This is a genomic window from Streptomyces callyspongiae, from assembly GCF_047200695.1.
GTDB lineage: Bacteria > Actinomycetota > Actinomycetes > Streptomycetales > Streptomycetaceae > Streptomyces.
Genome location: NZ_JBJZOM010000048.1, coordinates 1 through 913 on the forward strand (window position 1 = coordinate 1; position 913 = coordinate 913).

A 913-nucleotide genomic window follows, 5' to 3' on the forward strand; every position below is an offset into this window, starting at 1 on the left:
AAAGGGGCAAGCCTGGCGATGTCGGACCTGCATCGCCACGCGGAGGAGCAGCTGCCCGCCCATCTGCGGCCCAGCAGCTACGTGTTCCTGGACGCGCTGCCGCTGACCCCCAACGGCAAACTCGACCGCGCCGCCCTCCCGACCCCACAACCCGTCACCGGAACCGGCCGGCCACCCCGCACCCCCCGCGAAGAAGTCCTCTGCGGCCTCTTCGCCGACATCCTCGGCCTCGACACCGTCGGCGCCGACGACAACTTCTTCCACCTGGGCGGCCACAGCCTGCTCGGGGTCCGTCTGATCAGCCGGATCCGATCGGTCTGCCGGGCCGAGCTGCCCATCACGTCCCTGTTCGAAGCCCCCACTCCGGCAGCGCTCGCGCTGCGGACGGAGAACGCGGCGAAGGCACGGCCGGCGCTGCGCCGGCGGCCCCGGTCCTGAGGAGCGCCCCATGATCCCGTTGTCGTACGCGCAGCAGCGGCTGTGGTTCTTCAGCCGCTCCGAAGACAGTCCCGCCTACAACGTGCCGTTCGCCCTGCGTCTCCACGGGCGGCTCGACGCCACTGCTCTGGCGGCGGCCCTGCACGACGTCGTCGCGCGTCACGAGGCGCTGCGCACCGTCTTCCCCGCACCGGACGGCGAACCCCGCCAGCAGATCCTGGAGCCCGAGGAGGTCTCCCTCTCCCTGCCGACGTCGCAGGCCGCGGGCAAGGAGCTGCGTCGGGCCCTGTCGGAGACGGCGCAGCAGGTGTTCGACCTGGGTGAGGAGGTGCCGTTCCGCGCCCGGCTGTTCACGGTGCGGCCCGACGAGGAGCACGTGCTGCTGCTGGTCATGCACCACATCGTCAGCGACGGGGGCTCCATCGCCCCGCTGCTGCGGGACCTGGGGACGGCCTACGCCGCCCGGCTCGCCGGC

Annotated in this window: 2 protein-coding genes; both read left to right on the plus strand. The window is 72.3% G+C overall.

Going from position 1 to position 913, the window contains the following annotated elements; genetic code table 11:
* Positions 1-438, plus strand: a 438-nt coding sequence (locus ACL06G_RS21450; protein WP_412836525.1) for a phosphopantetheine-binding protein, incomplete at its 5' end; no start/stop codon positions are given.
* A gap of 10 nt (positions 439-448) precedes the next feature.
* The coding region (locus ACL06G_RS21455; protein ID WP_412788159.1) for a condensation domain-containing protein at positions 449-913 on the plus strand (465 nt) is incomplete at its 3' end.